This is a genomic window from Clostridioides sp. ZZV15-6388 (assembly GCF_020657755.1).
Classification (GTDB): domain Bacteria; phylum Bacillota; class Clostridia; order Peptostreptococcales; family Peptostreptococcaceae; genus Clostridioides.
In genome coordinates this window covers 16925-39969 of record NZ_JAGWCU010000001.1, presented here as the reverse complement: position 1 = coordinate 39969, position 23045 = coordinate 16925, and the positions used below count along the sequence as shown (strand labels likewise).

General features: G+C 28.7%; 21 protein-coding genes and 1 other annotated feature. Of the genes, 4 read left to right on the top strand and 17 right to left on the bottom strand.

Annotation, left to right across the window (positions count from 1 at the left end):
- Positions 1-8 precede the first annotated feature (8 nt).
- Positions 9-605, bottom strand: coding sequence for a site-2 protease family protein (locus tag KGF48_RS00175; RefSeq protein ID WP_227434204.1), 597 nt, complete (start codon positions 603-605; stop codon positions 9-11).
- Positions 606-863: 258 nt separating this feature from the next.
- Here KGF48_RS00175 and KGF48_RS20210 point away from each other — a divergent pair, with 258 nt between their 5' ends.
- The 3 genes from KGF48_RS20210 (at position 864) to KGF48_RS00165 (ending at position 2486) form a co-directional block, all read left to right on the top strand.
- The gene (locus KGF48_RS20210; protein ID WP_255287758.1) at positions 864-998 is read left to right on the top strand and encodes a hypothetical protein; all 135 of its coding nucleotides are present in this window, start codon (positions 864-866) and stop codon (positions 996-998) included.
- Between the two features lie 207 nt (positions 999-1205).
- Positions 1206-2060 carry an AraC family ligand binding domain-containing protein gene (locus KGF48_RS00170; protein ID WP_227827182.1) on the top strand — a complete coding sequence of 285 codons (855 nt, stop codon included), beginning with the start codon at positions 1206-1208 and terminating at the stop codon, positions 2058-2060.
- A gap of 3 nt (positions 2061-2063) precedes the next feature.
- Complete coding sequence (locus KGF48_RS00165) at positions 2064-2486, top strand: DUF2000 domain-containing protein (protein ID WP_227434201.1); 423 nt, start codon at positions 2064-2066, stop codon at positions 2484-2486.
- A 114-nt stretch (positions 2487-2600) separates the two neighbouring features.
- On the opposite strand, the gene KGF48_RS00160 is transcribed toward KGF48_RS00165, so the two are convergent.
- The 3 genes from KGF48_RS00160 to KGF48_RS00150 all read right to left on the bottom strand — a co-directional run bounded on the left by KGF48_RS00160 (position 2601) and on the right by KGF48_RS00150 (position 5896).
- Positions 2601-3764, bottom strand: coding sequence for a D-alanyl-D-alanine carboxypeptidase family protein (locus tag KGF48_RS00160; RefSeq protein WP_227434200.1), 1164 nt, complete (start codon positions 3762-3764; stop codon positions 2601-2603).
- Between the two features lie 53 nt (positions 3765-3817).
- Positions 3818-4018 carry a CD1290 family small acid-soluble spore protein gene (locus KGF48_RS00155; RefSeq protein ID WP_227434199.1) on the bottom strand — a complete coding sequence of 67 codons (201 nt, stop codon included), beginning with the start codon at positions 4016-4018 and terminating at the stop codon, positions 3818-3820.
- Between the two features lie 201 nt (positions 4019-4219).
- Positions 4220-5896, bottom strand: a complete 1677-nt coding sequence (locus KGF48_RS00150; protein ID WP_227827473.1) for a ribonuclease J — start codon at positions 5894-5896, stop codon at positions 4220-4222.
- Positions 5897-6112: 216 nt separating this feature from the next.
- On the opposite strand from KGF48_RS00150, the gene KGF48_RS00145 reads away from it, so the two are divergent.
- Entirely contained in the window at positions 6113-6850 is a 738-nt protein-coding gene (locus tag KGF48_RS00145; RefSeq protein WP_227827181.1) for a metal-dependent hydrolase, read from the top strand.
- Between the two features lie 120 nt (positions 6851-6970).
- On the opposite strand, the gene KGF48_RS00140 is transcribed toward KGF48_RS00145, so the two are convergent.
- From KGF48_RS00140 to KGF48_RS00080, 13 genes are all read right to left on the bottom strand, one after another.
- A complete protein-coding gene (locus KGF48_RS00140; protein ID WP_227840401.1) occupies positions 6971-7429 on the bottom strand; it encodes a Fur family transcriptional regulator in 459 nt (152 codons plus the stop codon).
- A gap of 275 nt (positions 7430-7704) precedes the next feature.
- Entirely contained in the window at positions 7705-7992 is a 288-nt protein-coding gene (locus KGF48_RS00135) for a DUF1292 domain-containing protein (RefSeq protein WP_009889069.1), read from the bottom strand.
- A gap of 83 nt (positions 7993-8075) precedes the next feature.
- Positions 8076-8501 carry a Holliday junction resolvase RuvX gene (ruvX, locus tag KGF48_RS00130; RefSeq protein WP_227840400.1) on the bottom strand — a complete coding sequence of 142 codons (426 nt, stop codon included), beginning with the start codon at positions 8499-8501 and terminating at the stop codon, positions 8076-8078.
- Between the two features lie 150 nt (positions 8502-8651).
- A complete protein-coding gene (locus KGF48_RS00125) occupies positions 8652-10823 on the bottom strand; it encodes a hypothetical protein (protein WP_227840399.1) in 2172 nt (723 codons plus the stop codon).
- Positions 10824-10832: 9 nt separating this feature from the next.
- Entirely contained in the window at positions 10833-11090 is a 258-nt protein-coding gene (locus KGF48_RS00120; RefSeq protein ID WP_003419418.1) for an IreB family regulatory phosphoprotein, read from the bottom strand.
- A 24-nt stretch (positions 11091-11114) separates the two neighbouring features.
- A complete protein-coding gene (gene alaS / locus KGF48_RS00115) occupies positions 11115-13754 on the bottom strand; it encodes an alanine--tRNA ligase (RefSeq protein WP_227840398.1) in 2640 nt (879 codons plus the stop codon).
- Between the two features lie 67 nt (positions 13755-13821).
- Positions 13822-14065: a binding site (T-box leader), on the bottom strand.
- Positions 14066-14206: 141 nt separating this feature from the next.
- A complete protein-coding gene (gene mnmA, locus KGF48_RS00110; protein ID WP_227867620.1) occupies positions 14207-15286 on the bottom strand; it encodes a tRNA 2-thiouridine(34) synthase MnmA in 1080 nt (359 codons plus the stop codon).
- A gap of 146 nt (positions 15287-15432) precedes the next feature.
- Positions 15433-18273 (bottom strand): cell wall-binding repeat-containing protein, encoded by a 2841-nt coding sequence (locus tag KGF48_RS00105; RefSeq protein WP_227867619.1) that lies wholly within the window; start codon positions 18271-18273, stop codon positions 15433-15435.
- Positions 18274-18600: 327 nt separating this feature from the next.
- Positions 18601-19041 (bottom strand): Fe-S cluster assembly scaffold protein NifU, encoded by a 441-nt coding sequence (gene nifU, locus KGF48_RS00100; protein WP_227840395.1) that lies wholly within the window; start codon positions 19039-19041, stop codon positions 18601-18603.
- Between the two features lie 55 nt (positions 19042-19096).
- A complete protein-coding gene (gene nifS, locus KGF48_RS00095) occupies positions 19097-20290 on the bottom strand; it encodes a cysteine desulfurase NifS (RefSeq protein WP_227827174.1) in 1194 nt (397 codons plus the stop codon).
- Positions 20291-20307: 17 nt separating this feature from the next.
- Positions 20308-20757, bottom strand: a complete 450-nt coding sequence (locus KGF48_RS00090) for an RrF2 family transcriptional regulator (protein ID WP_227827173.1) — start codon at positions 20755-20757, stop codon at positions 20308-20310.
- Between the two features lie 109 nt (positions 20758-20866).
- Positions 20867-21637 (bottom strand): GNAT family N-acetyltransferase, encoded by a 771-nt coding sequence (locus KGF48_RS00085; protein ID WP_227867618.1) that lies wholly within the window; start codon positions 21635-21637, stop codon positions 20867-20869.
- 30 nt (positions 21638-21667) lie between these two features.
- Complete coding sequence (locus KGF48_RS00080) at positions 21668-22933, bottom strand: replication-associated recombination protein A (RefSeq protein ID WP_227827171.1); 1266 nt, start codon at positions 22931-22933, stop codon at positions 21668-21670.
- Positions 22934-23045: the final 112 nt, after the last annotated feature.

The following is a 23045-nucleotide window of genomic DNA, read 5'->3' as shown; positions in this document are numbered from 1 at the left end:
TTATTTTATTAAACAAATAAATATACTATTCTTAGTAATACGGTATATATTGGTGTTAATATTATTTGATATATACCTGTAAATAAAGCAATCAACAAAATTATATAACTCATATTTTCAAATTTATACACATATTCATTCCATTTATATGGAACAAGTGTAGATATAACTCCCCATCCATCAAGTGGAGGTATAGGAAGTAAATTAAAAGCAGCAAATCCCATACTATATAAGAATACATATTCAGCTATTGTATTTATCGCATACATGTGCACATATTTATTTATAATGACACAGACTATAGCAGTCAGAACATTACAGAAAACACCTGCAAGTGAAACTATCAAATTGCCTATCTTGTAATTTTTAAAGTTATTAGGATTTACTGGGACTGGTTTTGCCCATCCTATTCTAAGAATAAACATAGCCAAAAGACCAATTGGGTCGACATGTCTTACAGGATTTAATGTCATTCTTCCATAAGCCTTAGCTGTATCATCACCTAATAAATGTGCCGAGTATGCATGACCAAACTCATGTATTGATATTGCCATGGCTATACCAACCAAACTTGCTACGATTTCTCCTATATTCATACTTAACATTAATGTACATCTCCTAAATTGAATTTTTAATACTATTATAACAATTAAATAACTTATAATCAAAATTATTTTATATTATAATAATTGTGTATACAGGCATAAAATTAAAATTCATTTTTTATTTTATAACTTTTATTATTATATCATATTAGCTGTAAAAATATAATAATTACACTTATTGGTAGTATAATATTATATTGACATAAACTGACATTGTTGTTATCTTATCCGTGTATTACAAATAAAGAGAGTAACAAAATGAATAGTACTGTAGAAAATAATGAACTGAAATTTATATACACAATTGAATCAGATACAGCCCTTGTATTAAAATTTATAAAAGAATTTGCTTCTTATGGGAACATGTTAGACGAAGTTATTGCAACTGAATAAATACTTAATAACTAGCTATTTGTAAAGAAAAAGGCAGAAGCTTTAATCGGTTAGCAAAATAAATTACATATAAATATTATTTAATTTGACAACTAAAAAAATTAAGTTGTCATTTTTTTAGTTGTTATTAGTTTTTAGTCAATATCATACAAGAAGTACAAAAAAATATATGTTACACTTTATACAATATGAAAGGAGGTTGTTCAGGTGAAACAAGAAAAACGCACAGTATGTTTTGATAGTGAATTAGAAGTTGAAGCATATAGATTCAAAGGTATCATGCAAAATTTTCCAAACCATTTTCATGAACACTATGTAATTGGTTTTATAGAGAAAGGTCAAAGATATTTATCATGCAAAAACAAAAAGTATACTACAAGCACAGGAGATTTATTACTTTTTAATCCTTTTGATAGTCATACTTGTGAACAAATAGATAATGAAGTTCTTGATTATAGATGTATTAATATTAAACCAGAAATAATGCAAAAAGCTGTCTTAGAAATTACAGGGAAAAATTATTTACCTAAGTTTAATCAGCAGGTAATATTTCGTAGTGAATTAGTACCTTTACTACAAGAACTACATCATATAATTATGGAAGAACAATTAGATTTTAAAAAAGAAGAAATATTCTTTTTCCTAATTGAACAAGTAATAAAGGAATATACAGAACCAGTTTTGCAGTCTAACTCAGAAAAAATAAGTACAGAAATTCAAATAGTCTGTGATTATTTAGAAAATAATTATGCTGAACGTATAGCACTTGATGAGTTAAGTTATCTAGCAAAAATGAATAAGTACTCATTACTTCGTAATTTTACAAAATTAAAAGGCATTACACCTTACAGATACCTTGAAAATATACGAGTAAATAAAGCTAAGAAACTTTTAGAAAATGGAATAGAACCCATAGATGCTGCTATACAAACAGGATTTGTAGACCAAAGTCACTTTACAAATTTTTTTAAAAACTTTATTGGTCTTACACCTAAACAATATCAAAATATATTTATAAACAATGATAAAAATAACTTTAAAGAAGATGAAAAGGAGAATTAAAAAATGGAAAATAAAAATGTGAAATGTGTTATGGTAATAGATGAAAATTTACCAATGGGAATTATATCAAATACAGCAGCGGTAATGGGAGTTACACTAGGTAAGTATACTCCAGAAATAGTAGGTCCAGATGTAGTTGACAAAACAGGTAATAATCATTTAGGAATTGTTGCTATACCTGTACCTATCTTAAAAGGAAACAAAGAAATTATAAAGAATTTACGTAAAAAATTATATACTCCTGAATTTGAAGGATTAACTGTTGTAGATTTTTCAGATGTTGCACAAGGTTGTAATATTTATGAGGAATTCACACAAAAAATTGCCACTGTCCAAGAAGACGAACTACAGTATTTTGGTATAGGAATATATGGAAATAAAAAGCAAGTAAATAAACTTACAGGTAGTATGCCTTTACTTAGATAATCATTGTAAGCATATGATTATAACAACTTTTAATAGACTAAATAAAAATACCCATATAGTAATTCTATACGGGCATTTTTTATGTGAATTATAGTTTTATCTTATCACAAGTGATTATATCATATTATCAATTATTCTTTGAAGCATTTGTAGGTAACTTGCCTTATTTATATCTTTATTATTTATTAATTCTACTTCACCTATTACTTTTTTATCTTTACATATCTTTATCTTTCCTAAAACAGTACCTTTTTTAATTGGCATTTTAGGATTTTTTACTATTTCTATTTTCTTTTCAAACTTTTTAGAACTTCCTTTTTTAATAAGAGCATTTAAGTCTTCTTTAGCAACTAATTTGACTTTATTTTCATCAGCTTTATCTAATGTAAGTGTAGCAATATTATCTCCCTTACTACATAGCTTAACGCTTTCATAATTTGCAAATCCATAATTTAAAAGACTAGATGCATCATTAAATCTTTCGGGAGAAGTTTCTGCACCTAAAGTTGCCGCAACTAAATGAGTATTACCTCTTTTTGCTGATGCTGATAGACAATATTTAGCTTCTTGAGTAAATCCAGTTTTAACACCAGTAGCTCCTTGATAATGCTTTATAAGCTTATTAGTATTTGCAAGACCTACTGTAACTTGTTTTTTACCTACTACAACCTTATCCATCCATGTAGTTAAGTATTTGCTTATCATTTCATGTTTTAATAATTCTCTAGACATTAAAGCTATATCATGAGCAGATGTATAGTGATTTGCTACTGGAAGTCCATTTGTATTTGCAAAATGAGTATCATTCATATTTAACTCTTTTGCTTTAGAATTCATCCTATCAACAAATCCTTCAACACTTCCAGCCAAGTGTTCAGCCATAGCTACACAGGCATCATTTGCAGAAGCAACAGCTATACCTTTTAATAAAGTATCAACCTTTTGAGTTTCTCCTGGCTCTAAAAATATTTGACTACCACCCATACTAGATGCAGTTTCACTCACTTGTACTTCATCATCAAGTTTAATATCACCTGAATCCAAAGCTTCTACAATAAGTAACATTGTCATTACCTTTGTTACACTGGCAGGAGGAAGCTTTTTATGAGCATCCTTTTCATATAAAATTTGTCCACTACCAACATCCATCAAAATTGCCGATTTTGAAGATATATTTAGTTGGTTGGCATCAGCATTGTCCTTACTATTTGCAAAAGAAAAACTCAAAGGAGTAAATGCAAGTAATATAGCCAAAGCAGTACTAGCTAATTTTTTCATAGATGTCACCTCTTAAAGTTTATTTAAACTTATTTTCTCACAATTAACTTTTTTTATTCTAAATGCCTAGATATACCTTGACCTAAATTTTTTTTCTTTTCAAGCTTTTTAAAATAACCTTCTAAAACACCTTTATTAGATGCATTTTCTATTATTTCAAAGGCATCTTCATAATTCATTCCATATTCTCCTGCTATTTCCATCTTAGTTTGTTTTAAAGCTTTTCTAGCATTTTGTTTTGAAATATTATCCATAAATATCCTCCTATTAATAAAATTTATATATAAGTAGTTTTTACTAATAAAAGATTGTTATAATTGGTATTTTATGTAATATGTAAATTTTTCAATATTAAAAAGACCCCTTGTAATTCTTAAGATGATATCAATTTAATTTTTTGATATCATTTTAAAAATTACAAGAGGTCTACTTTTCAATTTTATAAACTTTATATCCTATACTTCCATTATTATAGGAAGTATCATTGGATTTCGCTTAGTTTTTTGATATAAATATTCTTTTAGGTTTTCTTTAATGTTATTCTTTAAATAAGCCCATTCTTTAATATTTTTCTCTTCACACTCGTTTAGAACGTTTTTGATTATATCCTTTGCTCCATCCATTAAATCTTCAGACTCTCTTACATACACAAAGCCTCTAGATATTATATCTGGACCTGCTAAAACTTTACCTTCATCTTTAGAAATAGTTACTACAACTATCATAAGACCATCTTCTGATAAATGCTTTCTATCTCTTAAGACTATATTACCTACATCTCCTACACCTAATCCATCAACTAGTATGTTTCCTGTTTGTATACGATTTGCTACTTTAGCAGAGTTCTTATCTAACTCTAAAACATCTCCTGTTTGCATGACAAAAATATTTTCCTTGTCCATACCAAGTTGTTCAGCTATTTCAGCATGTCTTTTTAACATTCTATATTCACCATGAGCTGGCATAAAAAACTTTGGTCTAACTAATGCATGTATAAGCTTTAATTCTTCTTGACAGGCATGTCCAGAAACGTGTATATCCGCTATATCACTATATACTACTTCTGCTCCTTTTTCAAATAAGAAGTTTATTACTCTTGATATTAATTTTTCATTTCCTGGTATTGGATGAGCGGATATTATCACTAAATCGCCACTCTTTATTTCTACTTTTTTGTGCTCTGAAAAAGCCATTCTAGCAAGAGCTGACATTGGTTCACCTTGTGAACCAGTCGTTATTATCACTAACTCGCCATCTTCATACTTGTATATATCATTTAAATCTATTAGCATATCATCAGAAATATCTAAATATCCTAATTCCTTGGCAACTCCAACTACATTTACCATTGAACGACCTGATATAGCAACCTTCCTATTAAACTTTTCAGCGGTATTTATTATTTGTTGTAATCTGTGTATGTTAGATGCAAACGTAGCAACTATAATTCTTCTACCATTTCCCTTTGCAAATAACTCATCAAGACCTACTCCAACAGTTTTTTCAGACATAGTAAATCCTGGTTTTTCTGCATTAGTACTATCTGCTAACATTAAAAGAACTCCTTTTTTGCTTAACTCACAGATTCTATGCATATCCATAACATCACCATCAATTGGAGTTAAATCAATCTTAAAGTCTCCTGTATGGTATATTATCCCTTGGTCTGTGTGTACTGCAATAGAGTAAGCATCTGGTATACTATGGTTATTTTTCAAAAACTCTACTTCCATATTATCAAGCTTTATAACTTGTCTTGGAGTTATGACATTTAACTTAACATTATTCATCTTATGTTCTTTCAATTTTACTTGTATAAGACCTATACTAAGTCTCGCTCCATATACAGGAACATTTATCTTTTTTAGTATATATGGAAGAGCTCCTATATGGTCTTCATGTCCATGTGTAATAAATATACCCTTTATTTTATCCCTGTTTTTGACTAAATAAGTTATGTCTGGTATAACTATATCTACCCCTAACATTTCATCTTCTGGAAAACTAAGTCCAGCATCTATAACAATTATTTCATCTTTATACTCAACAACAGTCATGTTTTTTCCAACTTCGTTAAGTCCACCTAAAGCCATTACCTTTATCTTGTTGGTGTTCTTTTTGAACAATTGCATCATCTCCTTCTGTCTATTTAATTTTTTAACACGTTCTACAATCTTAAATAATATCAAATCACGCACTCGCTACCAGTTATTCTTATTGTACCATAATTCGTATCATATTTTAAGCTATATTTAAAATACATTTAACGTATTATTTTGACAAACCTATTTTATTTTGATATCCTCTAAATATTATATGATTTAATATCTGATATTTTAGGAGGATTTATGCGTGGTAAAACTCATTGTGCAATAGGAATTTTAACAGCTATCCAGACATCTTTAATTTTTAAAATTCCTATATCTCTAGTAGATATTTTAGTTTCAGCTACTTTTGCAGTACTGCCCGATTTGGATAAATCTAATTCTATGGTCTCAAATTTCATTCTAAAAAACAATATATCCAAATACATATATAGAATTTTTATATACGCTATTAATATTATTATTTTCTTTATTTCAATAAATATAAATGATAATTTTTATTTAAGTGCAATAATTACATTTGTTGCAATTATAATTATTGAGGCAAAACTAACCCATACATTTCTGAGGAAAATCTTTCTATCATTAATATTTATACTATTAGCTATATGCTTATACATCGTAGAAGTTGAAATATATTTTATAATTTTTTGTCTAATGTTGTCAATTTTTCCCTGGCTAAAGCACAGAAGCTTTTCTCATAGTATATTTGCAACCATCATAATATATTTTTTACTAAAACAAATAGAATTAATCACTAGTATTAATAATTTATCTTTTTATGGAACACTTGGCTATGCAAGCCATATGTTTTTAGGGGATTTATTTACAAAACAAGGAATACCACTTTTTTATCCACTAAGTGAAAAAAAGATTTCCTTAGGATTTTTAACAGTCGGAGGACCATTTAGTAATTTTATAGAAAAATCATTTATTTTCATACTTATAGGATTAATTATATTTTCAATATTAAAATTATAAAAAGCTTTAAAGCTATTTATCTTTATACTATATATCCAAATTTATAATAAAAAATGGAAGAATAGCATAGAATATAAAAGTTCTATACTATTCTTCCATCGACATTAAATTACAGAAGAACTATTCTTCTGAATCACTCATTTTATTACACTCATCACATAATCCATAAAATTTAACATCATGATCAAGTATTTTAAATTTGTACAATGATTGTATTTCTTTTTCTATATTGTCTAAAAGGTCTTCTTTAGCTTCCATTATCTTTCCACAATTTTTGCAAATAAGATGATGATGATTATGACAGTCTTCTTTATGTAGACTAATCTCATATCTTATACACCCATCATCTAAGTTTAGTTTTGATATTAATCCTATTTCGTCTAATAACTGCATTGTTCTGTATACAGTAGCTAGACCTATTTCAGGACAGTCAACCCTAACTAAATCATAGATTTCTTCACTACTTAAATGTGAATGGTCATGTTGAAGCAATATCTCAACTATTGCTCTTCTTTGTGGCGTAATCTTAAAACCAGTTTCTTTTAACTTGTCTTTTAATAAATCCATTGTGTTTGCCATAACATCACCCTTACTATTTTCAATTGATAATCTTTATTAAGTAATATTGTAATTGATAATTCTTTTTTTGTCAAGACATTTGAAAAAATTTAATTTCTTCTCATAATATAAATATATACCCATAAAAGATATATTATTCACCAAAATCTATAAATTTTTTAATAAAAAATAAAAAAACAGATATATACTATAAATACTTTTTACAATTAATAATTCTTAATTAAAGTAAATACAGTAAAATACCTGATTTTTTATATACAAACTTAATTATTTACCTAGTTAAGTCCATTTGATTCATCTTCATCGTAATTTAAACCTTCTTCTTCCATTATAGCAGTATATACAGCTACAACAGTTTCATACTCTTCATCACTTTCTAAAGGTATTAGTATTTCTCCTTCTTCATCTTCATCAATTCTAAATATTAAAGCTTCTTCAGCCTCTTCATCATCTAAAGGCATTAATATTGCATATTCTTTTCCTTCTGCTTCTAATGTTAATATTATTTCAAATTGGCTTTCTACGCCATTTTCATCAATTAAATTTATTATATTTTCTTCCATAATGTCATTCACCTCAAATTTATTTTTATTTTTATTTTTATTATTTATATTATATATCATAAGTATTCAATTTTATAGTTCTTTTATGAATTTATTTTAAAATCTAAATATCCTTGTAAAATTATTACTGCTGCTAACATATCTATAACCTTTTTTCTTTTTTGTCTGCTAACATCTGCTTCTAACAAAGACCTCTCTGCTGCTACTGTAGAAAGTCTCTCATCCCAAAAATCTACATCAATTCCTGTTTCTTCTTTTAATAATTCACAAAACTTAATTACCTTTTCTCCTTGTGGTCCTAAAGTACCATTCATATTTTTTGGTAATCCTGACACAATTTTATTTACTTGTTTTTCTTTTATTATAGCTTTTAATTCTTCAATATCCTTCTTCTTGCCAACTCTTCTTACCGTTTTTATACCTTGTGCAGTTAATCCCATTAAATCACTTACAGCAACTCCAATAGTTTTATCTCCAACATCAAGACCCATTATTCTTCCATCTAACATATTTTCTCCTTTTATTTACCTTATTTTATAAAACATATACATTTATTAATTACAAAAATTGCAATATGAATTTTTGATGTAAGCTGTTTGGTTTACATTAATAATCATATTGCAATTTTTTATTCAAAGCATATATGCATTAAAAAATTTTTAGTTATTTTTTTCAAATATTATCATGTTTATGCTTATTATTATAAGTGGTATAAGTATATATATAGATGCTGTAGATGCAGCAACTATACCAGAATCATTAACTAAAAGAGTAATTATACAACCAACCATAGATGCAATGAATCCTTTGAATAAAATTGGGAAATTATTCATTATCTTTCTAAAATGTCTAGATGGTTTAAATATAAGTACTGCAATCACACCAATTCCCACAAGTAAAATATTTACCCATACACTTGTCTGTGCTAACTGCATATTCATTTGAATTTTTCTTCCAAATGTCTGTAATATCTCCCCTGGTCCATTTAAGAAAATTCGTTGTACAAACATCCCTAAATGAGATTCACTACCAGAGATTATATCTAGAGCTGCAAATGCACAAACAACAATTACAGCTGAAATAGCTAATAATGCAATTTTTTTAATGTCTAGTTTAACATCATATATAAGCATTATAAACAACAAATATGCTACACATTCTGATATCGCTCCACCAACATTTGCCCCCATAGAAGGATATGCACTAGTTATAAGTATTATTAATGAAAATATTACAACAAGTGGCTTAGAAACCTTCTTGTAATGTAATAAAACTGCTAAACCAAATACTGCACTTGCTATGGTTACACCTTCATACTCATTTCCTACACCATAGTATCTGGCACCAATAACAGCATCATAACTCATTATATTATTTTGCATTAAGTATGTTCCAAATACAGAATCTATAACTATTACTAAAATAGTCAGTGTTGCAAAAAATCCCATATGTTTTATATCATTGTCTTTAAATAACTTTCGACCTAATAAGTATAACACTAGTGTAGTTACAAATATTCCCAAAGATATTGTAATTGGGGTCTTAAAATTCATTAAAGGAGCCAGCATAAATGACAGAGGCATTATTATACCCAATTTTATAAACTCCTTAAGTACTTTGAATACACGCTCTTTATGTGGCATATAATTTCTAAAGAATATTGCAAACATTGCAATTACCCAAGAAGCAGATATTACACCTACAAATCCATTTATAATACTTGACCTTATAGATGATATAGATACTATCTTTTTATAAAGTGATTGTAGGTAATTAGCATTATCTTCTCTGTCAACCAAAGAATAACTTCTACCTACCATTTCATCATTTTTAAGACCAAATTCATTTAATATGTCCACTCCAACATCTAAGTTTGCAACAATACCAGCTTTTCTTGTCGTAGCAGACTCCAATAGACCTTTTCCTTCTCCATTAAATTTTATTATTGGAGATAGTCTTCTCTTATTTTTATAATCTAAATCACTTGGAAAAGCACTTGATATATAAACAGTATCATTTTCTCCAACCATAGAAAATACTTCTTTAAGGTATTTATCTATATTTTTTACAATATTTTTCTTCATTGCAGCATAAGTATTATCATTTAGATTCAATCTATACATATCTAATCTATATGTATCTCCAAGTTCTACAAATATAGCATCACTATTTTTATAAGACTTTTTAGTTTCATCTAATAACTTATCGTAGTCCGTAGCTATTCCAAACGGCATCTTAGAATCTTTTTTGTTAATATCATCAATATTACCAGAATCAATTCTTCCATATTGATCCATAGCAACTAAACATAAATTTCTATTTTTAACCAATTGATTATTTTCAATTATATCAGCATTTCCAATTACTGAGGTTTTTAGCCCATTTTCTGATAAAGTTTTTCCTAATGAACCTAAGCTTGCTCCATATTCTCCATACTCTAGATTTTCATTTATTGACCTATTAATACTTAAATTATTTATCTCTTTAGCTTTTTGACCTGTTGCAACTTCAAAAGTTTTAGCAGTATCTTGGTCTACTTTTTGAAAATTGATATAGTCTTCAGTAGTTACATCAGCTCTTGTTCCTGCACCCATACTAGCATAAGACCTTCTATCATCAGTACCTTGATCCCCTCTTATATTCATAAGAGCTATATGACCTCTTTTTTCTAGCTCACTCTTTAAGATTGGAACCTTCAACATACTTCCAAGATTGGTCCTATTCATATCAATAAATATGACTTTGCCCTTTTCTTCAGCAGAACTGTAGCTAGCAGTTGATACAAAAATCATAATAACTACTGCCAACAATGACATAATCTTTTTTCTCATTTATTTGACCTACTTTCTATTCAGATAGTGCGTGATTACTTCTTCAAGTATCTCATCTCTTTCAAATTTTTTAATTATAGCTCTTGCATTTTTATGACTAGTTATATAACTAGAATCACCAGAAAGGAGATACCCTATAATTTGATTTATAGGGTTATATCCTTTTTCAACTAGTGCTTTATATACAAAATCTATTGTGTCTCCCACACTCATTCTATCTTCTGGTATTCCTTCAAATTTCATAGTATAGTCTAAATCTTTTTCCAAACTAAAACCCTCCTTAAGTGAATGTTATTTAACTTGTGTCTTAATAACCTCACTTGCATAGCTTAGAGCTTGGTCAACCTTAGATATGTCACTAGCTCCTGCCTGTGCCATATTAGGCCTTCCTCCACCTTTTCCTCCAGCTATTTTTGCAACTTCTCTAACTATATTACCTGAATGTATTCCTTTATCTAATACATCTTTAGTAGCAGTAACTACAAAGTTAACTTTATCATCTACTATATTTGCCAATACTACTACACCAGATCCAAGCTTATCTCTTAAATTATCTGCTGTTTCTCTTAGTGTATCCATATCCATACCTTCAAATTTATTAGTTATTAAGTTAACTCCATTTACTTCAAGCTTAGAATCAAAAATAGAATCGGCTGATTGTAAACTCATTTTAGTCTTTATATCATGTAATTCTTTAGATAAATTTTTATTTTCTTCTAATAAAGAACTTATTCTTTGAATTAAATTATCTTCTTTAGATTTTAAATTTACACAAACTTCAGATATAATTCCTTCTTTTTCTTTTAAGTATTCATAAACAGCTTTTCCTGTTATTGCTTCTATTCTTCTTACTCCTGCTGCTACTCCACCTTCAGACAAGATTTTAAACATTCCTATTTGAGAAGTATTTGTCAAGTGAGTTCCTCCACAAAGTTCTGTAGAATAATCTCCCATAGAAACTACTCTTACTTCATCACCATATTTTTCACCAAATAGTGCTGTAGCTCCTTTTTCTTTTGCTTCTTTTATATTCATAATATCACATTTTATGTCTAAAGATGATAAAATAACATTATTTACTTTTTCTTCTATCACTTTTAATTCTTCATTTGATATAGCTTCAAAATGAGTAATATCAAATCTTAATCTATCTGGAGTAACTAAAGAACCAGCTTGATTAACATGCTCTCCTAATACTTCTTTTAATGCTTTATGAAGTAAATGTGTAGCACTATGGTTTCTTGCAGCAGACATTCTAACGTCTCTATCTACTAATGTCTTTACTCTATCTCCATTGCTTATTTTTCCTGATTTTATTATACCTATATGTTTTATACTATTATTAGCACCTTTTTTAGTATTTAATACTTCCACTACTAAATTTTCATTAGTTATTAATCCACAATCACCAACTTGTCCTCCACCTTCAGGATAGAAAGTGGTATTGTCTAGTACTATAGATACTTTATCACCTTCTTTTGCATTTTGAACTAACTCATCATCTTTAACTATAGCTTCAATAGTTCCTTCACCATATAATTCACTATATCCATTAAACATACTATCTATAGTAGACTCTAATTTTGATAGAGGGTCTTCCTTCCAACTTTCTCCATCCATATTTCCTCTAGCATTTCTAGCTCTTTCTTTTTGTTTTTCCATTTCTTCATTGAAAGACTCTTCATCTACAGATAAATGTTCTTCTTCTAAAATTTCTTTAGTTAAGTCTATAGGGAATCCATAAGTATCATACAGTTTAAAGGCTTCTTGACCACTTAAAACAGCTTTTCCTTCATTCTTTAATACTTCTATATATGAGTTCAATATTTCTGTTCCTTGGTCTATAGTTTCATTGAATTTTTCTTCTTCTATTCCAACAACCTTTTTAATATAACTTTCTTTTTCAACTAAAACTGGATATGCTTTATCATTTACCTTTATAACTTCATCTATTAGTTTTTGTAAGAATAATTCTTTTACACCTAATAGTTTACCATGACGAGCAGCACGTCTAAGAAGTCTTCTAAGAACATAGCCTCTTCCTTCATTTGATGGAAGTACTCCATCACTAACTAAAAATGTCACAGCTCTTATATGGTCAGTTATTATTCTTATTGATATATCATTTTTTGGATTTTCTCCATATTTTACTCCTGTTAATTTTTCAACTGCTTCTAATATAGACTTAATAGTATCTACTTCAAAGATAGTGTCCACACCTTGCATGATACATCCCATTCTTTCAAGACCCATACCTGTATCTATATTTTTACTTTCTAATAGACTGTAGTTTCCTTCTTCATCTCTATCAAACTGAGTAAATACATGGTTCCAGAATTCTAGGTAGCGGTCACAATCACAGCCTGGTTTACAGTCTGGATTATCACATCCATATTCTTCTCCTCTATCAAAATATATTTCTGAACAAGGACCACAAGGACCTGTACCTATCTCCCAAAAGTTATCATCTTTACCAAGTCTAACCATTCTATCTTCTGGGAAATTCATTTCTTTTGCCCATATATCATAAGAGTCATCATCTTCTTCATATACAGTTACCCATATTTTATCTTCTGGTATGCTTAGCCATTCTGTGACAAATTCCCATCCCCATTTAATTGATTCTCTTTTAAAGTAATCTCCAAATGAGAAGTTACCCATCATTTCAAAGAAAGTAGCATGTCTTGCAGTTATACCTACATTTTCTATATCTCCTGTTCTTATACATTTTTGAGATGTGCACATTCTTAAACTTGGAGGTACTTCTACACCTGAAAAATAGTTTTTTAAAGGTGCCATACCTGAGTTTATAAGCAATAAACTCTTGTCATTGTTAGGTACTAAAGAATAGCTGTCTGCTACATAGTGACCTTTTGACTCAAAAAATTCTAAAAACTTACTTCTTATCTCGTTTAGTCCCATCTTTTCCATATTATGTTCCTCCTAATAAATTATATTTTTTCGTTTAAATAAAAAACCTCGTCCCTATAAATAAATTTATAGGGGCGAGGACAATCGCGGTACCACCCTAATTATCATAAAAAATTATGATATCTTCGGAAAACCTTAGCTATAACGTAACTACCGTCAATCTCTACTTAAATCTACCTTTTAATTCAAGGTACATTGTTCAAAATTGCTACTAAAAGGCTGCTTCAAATATTTTATTCTAAGGGCTTTCAGCATGTTCCCTCTCTCTGTAAGACATCAAATACTTTACTATTCCTTATCACTGTATTTGTTTTTAATTAATATAATAATTATATTACTAAATTTTACAAAATTAATCAATACTATATTTTCATATACAATAAATTTATTTTATAAACTTTATTTTAGATTTATAGACTATATTACTTATTTTATAAGTTTCTTAGAGATTTTTATAAACTTTTCTCTATTATTCCTCCACCTACGACAATATCTCCATCGTACATTACAACAGATTGACCTTTTGTAATAGCCCTTTGAGCTTCATCAAATACTATTTTAATAGTATTTTCTCCTATGTTATAAATAGTAGCTGGCGATGGTTTTGCTGAGTATCTTATTTTGGCTTGAACTCTTAATGGTTCTTCTAATTTATCTATTGATATAAAGTTAACATCTTTTGCAATAAGTTCTTTTTTAAATAATTCTTCATTGTCTCCAAGGACAATAGTATTATTTATTGGATTTATATCTACTACAAACATGGGTTTTCCAAAAGTAATTCCAAGACCTTTTCTTTGTCCTATTGTATAGTATAGTATACCTTTATGTTTTCCAAGTACATTTCCTTTAGTATCTACAAAAAAACCTTCTTCAATACGCTTTTCAGAATGTTTTTTTACATAATTTGCATAGTCATTATCTTTAACAAAACAAATTTCTTGACTATCAGGTTTATTGTGGACTGCCATTCCCATTTCTTTAGCAATTTCTCTTACTCTATCCTTTTCATAATCACCTATTGGTAGTAGTGTATGTTTTAATTGTTCTTGTGTAAGATTATAAAGTGCATAAGTTTGGTCTTTTTTATCAGTAACAGATTTTTTTAATAAATATCTTCCTGTATCTTCATCTTTTTCTATTTTTGCATAGTGACCTGTAGCCACATAATCACACCCTATTTGTCTAGCTCTTTTATAAAAATCATCAAATTTTATATGTTTGTTACAAGCTATACAAGGATTAGGAGTTTTTCCTTCTAAATATTCATCTATAAAATAATCTATTACTTTTTCTTTAAATACTTCTCTAAAATTTAGAACATAAAATGGTATTCCTATTTTATTTGCTACTCTTCTAGCATCTTCAACTGCTGATAAAGAGCAACAACCACCTTCATTTTCAACTTCGTCATCGTCTTGCCATAATTTCATAGTAACACCAATGACATCGTATCCTTGTTGTTTTAAAAGATATGCAGCTACAGAGCTATCTACTCCACCACTCATACCTATCATTACTTTTTTATTCATAAACAAATTTCACCTCATCTTTTGCATTACTTATTATTATACCATATAGAGCAAGCATTGTATTTATTTAAAATATAGCTTGCTCTATTTTCTAAAAAAAATAATGTTATTAAGTAATTTTAAAAGATTTAAGAGTGATTTTCTATTTATTTAACTACTATTACTGACGCTGTTGTTTCTGTTATTATATTATTAGAATTACTAACATCAACTAGTTCTATTTTAACCTTATAAGTACCTTCTTTATTTCCAACTAGATAAACTTCTGTTGTTGCATCTTGCAATGGAAAACCTTCCATTGGTCCCCATCCTGTGTTTACTATGTTAAACCAGTTTCCATTGCTATCCTTAGCAATTAGTTGTATTCCACCTAAGTCTGCTGAATCATCTTCTGGTTTTATTTTAACTCTTACATTATTATAATCATTTTTGCCTTTATTTAGTGTAATCTTTACAGGCGTTCTACCATCTACACTTTCAAACTTAGGTATGCTACCATTTCCATCCTCATCTATTTTATTTTCTTCCGTTATATTAGCTATATCATTATTTTCATTTATAGTAATAGAAGCTTTACCCCAAGTAGCAATTTTTGAATCTTGTGATAATGTACAATCTCCATATCCATTAACAATCACTTTATCTTTATCATAGTTATCAGTTTTTATTGGAGTATATTCACTTATATCGCAGTCACCTATTAAATCTAATTTTGCATTAGTTTCATTTACAATTCCATCATCTTTTACATATTCTACATTGACTCCATACCATCCGTTTCCACTTGTTACAAGATTTGAAGCTATTACTGATGAACCATTTACTATTAAACCTGCACCTTTATTATTATTTAAAGTTACATTGTTTAATTCAACATTTTGTGATAAATAAACATGCATTCCTGATTTGTTTAATTTGTCTGAATCTAAACCTGTTACTTTTAGATTGTTTATTTTTACACCATCTTTTTTGTCTATTGTTACTATATTTTCGTAGCCTGGTTTAGTATCAGCAAATTCTACAACTTTTTTCAATTCAGCATCATTAATACCCTTTATAATTATTTTTTTATCTATAACAACTGGCTTTTTAACATCTATTTGTCCACTTATTTCCCACACTTGACCATCTTCTTGTAAAGCAAGTGCTTCTTCTAATGTATCAGTATCAGTAACCTTTATTGTCTCCACTTTAACAGGTTCAGCTACTGTTACTGTAATACTTGGAAGTGATACTCCTTCTGCAAGCTTATATCCACTTGATAAGCTTGCACTAAATATATACTTTCCTGCTACTTGGCTAGCATATTCTGGTGTACTTTTCCAAGTTACTCCTACTTTTGTATTAGCTACTCCAGACACAGTTGCTGATAACTCTTTTGGTAAGTTTAATTTACTTAATTCCGTTCCATTTTCTACATTTTGTACTTTTATTGAATTATCAAGTTCTGTTATTGATGTTATCAGTTTATATTTTACAGATGAACCACCACTTGAACTTCCTCCACTTGATGAAGAGCCTCCAGATGAACTTCCACCTGGTTTAGTGCCATCTACACTTGGAGTCTGAGAACCTTCTACTTTGTCAGTTATTGTTCCTTCATTTTTTATATTTGTTCCTGTAGCATCATTTTTTATGTTTGTTATTTTTCCATTGTTTTTCACTACAACATTGCTAGAATTATTTTGTATTTCTACTTTTTCTATTTTTGCTCCACTTTCATTTATTATTGTTCCACCTCTACTATCCTTAACCAAAACTTTATTTATTGTACCTTTATTTACTATATCTGCATTTGGAGCAGTTACTACTATCGTACCTGTATATGTACCATTTAAATTTACAGAAATTGAATTATTAGTACTCAATGATAAATCATTTGATATAGTTCCTGATGGCTTAATATTTATAACATCATTTGCATCAGCTTTAGCTAAAGCTATTTTTAACTCTTCTACATTTTTAACTTCATATGTTGTTGTAGATTGTGATTTTTTTATCTCAGAGAAAGCAGTCTCATTGCCTGAACCACCAACTTGTGTAACTGTTTTTAAGCTCTTAGTATTTAATACTTTTTCTTGTTCTTTATTTAATTTATTTCCAACTAAAACTACTGGTGAATTATTTTTTGCCGCCAATGAACCCACTGCTAATGAATCTATAAGGTCTCCTTGTTTATTCATACCATCTTTTGTTATATACGCATTTTTCAGCTCTTTTGAACTATATAATCCACTTATAACAGCCGCATTAGTTTCATTTCTATCATTTCCTGATAATCTCTTAGGACTAGGTAAAGTATTTTTTGTAACTTCCGAAATTGACTGCACTCCTCCTATTACATAAGATGTCTTTATACCTTTATCTTTTATAAATTGACTTGATTGTTTTATTCCATCTTTTGGACTAGAAAGAATTATTGGCATTTTATTTTGAGCTGCAATAGCTCCTGCACTTACTGCATCAGCAAAACCTTTTTCTCCATTAACTACAACTATCTCTGAAATATTACTACTTGCTTTTCTTCCAAGAGACTCATCTAATTTTTTAGCTATTTCTAAAGAAGTTTGATATCTATCATTTCCTGAGATTCTTTCTGTATCAATTTTTAATGATTTTAATTGTGTCTCTACCTCTGAACCTAAAGTTTTTGTCCCACCTATTAAATATACTTTTTCTGCTTTTAACCTTATTATTTCTGCTTTAGTCCTATCATCTAATTTATTATTTTGTGTCAAAAGAATTGGTGCATTTTTAGAACCAGCAAAAGGAGTTGCAGTCAATGCATCTACTATAGTATTGTCATTAACTAATATTACATTTTTAGATGTATCCCATCCTTTTTTACTTATTTGTATAGCAGTTTCCCATCGACCTGAACCTTTAAGTGTATCACTGTTTGTTTGAGCACTTGACATGCCTGCTGTCGCACTGCTAACTACTAATGATATAGTAAGTATTGCTGCTATCCTCTTTGGTATTTTCATAACTGTTCCCCCTAATATTGTATTTAGTTGAAATGTGCCTTTTTAAAGAAAATAGCATTTTTAAGTAAAATTTTTTAAAAGTATATTTGTATATGAAATCCTTGTAAACAATTGATTTGTTGAGATTTTTTATATTTTTTAATGTTTAAATATTATGGATGTGTATATTTTTTTATTATTTGATTGATTTTCAAAACGGGCTAGAATGGTAGTTTGTACAATAAAAAATAGCCGTTTTCTTTAAAACGGCTATTTTTCATCTTACTATACCATTATACACTTTTTTAAAATGATTTTAAACTTTTTTTTGGAAAATTATTCCTTATCTTATTCTTCTTCCTCAATATCATGGTCATGAGCATCATCTATAACATATCCATCTAATTCTGGTATATGGATACTATTCTTTTTAGCATAGTCTATAAGTGCTGCTTTTACAGCTTGTTCTGCTAAAACTGAACAGTGCATTTTTACTGGTGGTAAACCATCTAAAGCTTCAGCAACAGCTTTATTTGTAAGGTCTAATGCATCTTTTATAGTTCTTCCTTTTATCATTTCAGTTGCCATAGAAGAACTTGCTATAGCTGAACCACAGCCAAATGTTTTAAACTTAACATCTTTTATTATGTCTCCTTCTATGTCTAAAAATATCTTCATTATATCTCCACATGTAGGATTTCCAACTTCACCTACACCACTTGCATCTTCAATTTCTCCCATATTTCTTGGGTTCATAAAATGTTCCATAACTTTATCACTATATTGCATTGTTTTTTCCTCCTACATTAATTTATGCCTACTTTTTGTGTCTTATCTTCTTTGTCTATTTTACTAATCCTTGCTTCTTTGCATCATCGTAAAGTGGTGACATACTTCTAAGTCTTTCTATAACTTTTGGTAAATTCTCTAATATATAATCTATATCATCATCTGTTGTAAAATCTCCAACTGTAAGTCTCAATGAACCATGTGCTATTTCATGTGGTAAACCTATTGCAAGAAGTACATGTGAAGGGTCTAATGAACCAGAAGTACATGCAGAACCACTTGAACCAGCAATTCCTAACATATCTAATAATAAAAGTATTCCTTCACCTTCTATGAATTGGAATGCAAAGTTTGCATTTCCTGGCAATCTATTTTCTAAACTACCATTTATTCTTGTATAAGGTATTCTTTCTAAAACACCATCTATTAACTTATTTCTAAGACGAGTTAAAGTCTCAACATGGTTTTGCATATTTGCTTTAGCTAATTCTGCTGCCTTTCCATATCCAACTATTGCAGGTATATTTTCTGTACCTGCTCTTTTGCTTTTTTCTTGTGCTCCACCATGAACAAAGTTATGAAGTCTTACACCTTTTCTTATGTATAAAGCTCCAACACCTTTTGGTCCATATATTTTATGTGAAGACATACTCATTAAATCTATTCCTAGTTCTTTAACATCTACTGGAATATTACCTGAAGCTTGTACTGCATCAGTATGGAATAATATATTGTGTTTTTTAGCTATTTCAGATATTTCTTTAATAGGTTGTATAGTTCCTATTTCATTATTTGCGAACATTATACTTATTAGTATAGTAGTATCTTTTATTGAATCTTCTAATTGTTTTAAATCAATTTTTCCTTCGCTATCAACATCTAAATAAGTTATTTCAAATCCATGATGTTTTGCTAAATATTCACATGTATGAAGTATCGCATGGTGTTCTATTTTTGAAGTTATTATATGATTACCTTTATTTTTATTAGCATAAGCTACACCCTCTAATGTCCAGTTATCACTTTCTGAACCACCTGCTGTAAAATATATTTCACTAGGTTCAGCATTTATAAGGGCTGCTACTTGTTCTCTTGCTTTATCTAAAGCATCTTTTGCTTCTCTTCCGAATGTGTGAAAACTAGATGCGTTACCAAAATAATCAGTTAGGTATGGCATCATTGCATCTAATACTTCTTTTTTAACAGGTGTTGTTGCAGAATAATCCATATACAATCTTCTTTTTTCCATTACATTCATCTCCAAATCTATTTTATAGTTATATTTGTTATATCATTTTCTAATTTATTTTTGTTATAGTCATTTATCATATCTTTAAGAGTAATCGAATCTATAACATCTTCTATACCCTTTTTCATCTTTTCCCAAACTATTTTTGTTACACACATGTTTGAGTTTTCACAGACATCTTCATCTAGTACACAGTCAGATAATGCAACTGGACCTTCCAATACTACAAGTATATCTCCTACTGTTATATCCTCAGCATTTTTTGAGAGCAAATACCCTCCTTGAGCACCTCTTACACTTTTTACTAGACCCGATTTTTTTAAAGATGAAAATATTTGTTCTAAGTACTGGTCCGATATTTTTTGCTTTTTAGCAATAAATTTTAATGACACTGGACCATTATCTTGATTTAATGCTAATTCAAACATTGCCTTTAGTCCATATCTACCTTTAGTAGACAACTTCATACATTATCACCTCTATATAGAAATCTAATTCATACTGTTTTAGTAGGAATTACTTTCAACATAATTTTATTATACCCTACTAATTTTGTCAAGATTAATTTTAATTTTTTTATTTTGAATAAATCCCCCATTTTCCAATGTCTTCAAATCCTAATTTTTTATATATCTTTCCAGCTTCTTCATTATCATAAAACAAACAAGGCATTTTATTCTCTCTTAAAAGTTCTGAACATAGTTTAATTAAACATTTTGTAGCAAGCCCTCTAGCTCTATATTTAGGATGTGTACCTACGCCAATTATCATTGCATGAGTCCTATTTTCTGATGTACTCTTTGCCATTGATACCACTTCTTTGTTAATCTCTATACAATATCCTCTACCTGTTCTTAAACCATTTTTTAAACTATCTAAAGTTGTACTGTGGAATTCATCTATTAAATCATAAAGCCTAACTGTTTTCTTTAGATTTCCAAGTCTAATTCTCTTGACCTTTTCATTACAATGATTATCAACTAAAAATTTTTTAGTTTGAAGCTTACAAAAATCAACTATTTTTAAATTATTAAGTCCTAATCGCTTTGCTAAAGCATCTACAGCACTTATTTTTCCAGAAATTTCTTCGTAATCAGTATCACAAAGCAATTCATAAAATCCTTCAACATCATACTCTCCATCTGAATAAAACATCATAAATTCAAAGTATTTGAGTAGTACTGCTCTGATTTCACCATTTAAACCTATATCTGCCCATAAATTTAAAAAGTTATTTCTATATCCATATCTTTCAATATCCCCTATTATAAATAAATTGTACTCAGGTTCTTTTTTTAAATATTTCATAACTCTACTATGATAACTTGAGTTAAGTTTTATAATCATAATATCTACCCCCGATACATAAAATTCAACTTAAAAATCGCTATCTAAATACTCTAGATATTTTTTTATATTTTTCTCAGTTTTGTTTTCTTGTGGTATGTAGTAAATACTATCTTTTATGCTATCTGGTAAATACTGTTGTTTTACATAATGATTTTTAAAGTTATGAGGATATTTATATCCACATCCCCTACCTATATCTTTAGAACCAGAGTAATGAGCATCTTTTATACTATTTGGTATGTCTTTAACAAATTCTCTATCTAATTCATCTAATGCTTTCATTATTGCCATACATGCAGAATTAGATTTTGGTGATGTAGCTAAAAGAATAGTAGCTTCTGCTAATGGTATTTTTGCTTCAGGAAATCCAAGTTGCATAGCTGAATCTACACACGCTTTTACAATAACAACTGCATTTGGATAAGCTAAACCTATATCTTCACTAGCTATTACTAAAAGTCTCCTACAGATACTTATTAAATCTCCACCTTTTATAAGTCTTGCTAAATAGTGTATGGATGCCTGTGGGTCACTTCCCCTTATAGATTTTTGAAATGCACTTAAAATATCATAGTGACTATCACCATTTTTATCATAGTTTATAATTTTATTAAATGTAGATTTTTTTACTACATCTGAATCTATATAGATTATGTTATCTTTATTTGGTTTAGTTGAATAAACTACTACTTCTAAAGCATTTAAGGCTCTTCTCATATCTCCATCAGATATAATAGCTATATCCTCAATAGCATCATTATTACATTCAATATCCATATAACTATCTTCATTTAAAACTTCAATTGCCCTTTTTAATCCTTTTTCTATATCTAATTTTTCTAAAGGCTTAAATTCAAATATAGTCGACCTACTTAGAAGAGCTTTATATACATAATGATATGGATTTTCTGTAGTACTAGCAATCAAAGTTATACTACCATTTTCCATAAATTCTAATATCGACTGCTGTTGTTTTTTATTAAAACTTTGTATCTCATCTATATATAGTAAAACCCCATTTATATTATTTATACTTCCAAGTTCTGCTATTACCTTTTTTATATCTTCTAGTGATGAATTAGTGGCATTTATTTTATAAAAATTTTTATTGCTTTTTTCTGCGATAATTTCTGCTACAGTAGTTTTTCCAACACCAGGTGGACCAAAAAATATCATATTTGGTAAAAAATTAGTCTGTAATATCTTAGACAGTATTTTTCCATTACCAATTATATGACTTTGACCTATTACATCATTCATTGTTTTTGGTCTTATTTTATCTGCTAAAGGCATATTCCCACTCCTATTCTAAAAAAAGTATTTAATGATTATTATCCCAATAATCCGTCTAAAAAAGGTATCTATTTGAAATAGATACCTTTTCTAATCACAATCTATAAAATTT